The organism is Pseudomonas sp. AC463 (assembly GCF_979253585.1).
The window spans coordinates 1-249 of sequence record NZ_CEEDDZ010000969.1 but is presented as its reverse complement, the minus strand read 5'-3'; the positions used below and the strand labels follow the sequence as shown (position 1 = coordinate 249).

Genomic DNA, 249 nt, shown 5'->3' with positions numbered 1-249 from the left:
GGATCGCGCATTTCTCCGGTCCCGCCGCGCTCGCGCTCGGTCTGCCGCTGGCGCTGTCGTCGACCGCGCAGGTGCTGCCGATGCTGCAATCGTCGGGCCGGATGCGAACGCCGTTCGGGGAGCGCGCCTTCTCGATCCTCCTGTTCCAGGACCTGTCGATCGTCCCGCTCATCACCATCCTCGCCGCGATGAGCCGCAACCCGGCGGATGCCAATGCGCCGCCGGGTTGGCTGCTCGGCGTCTACACAC

The 249-nt window shown here is 69.5% G+C and carries 1 protein-coding gene; it reads left to right on the top strand.

Annotated elements, in window-relative coordinates:
- The coding region (locus AC0IYH_RS33125) for a cation:proton antiporter domain-containing protein (protein ID WP_471838633.1) at positions 1-249 on the top strand (249 nt) is incomplete at both ends.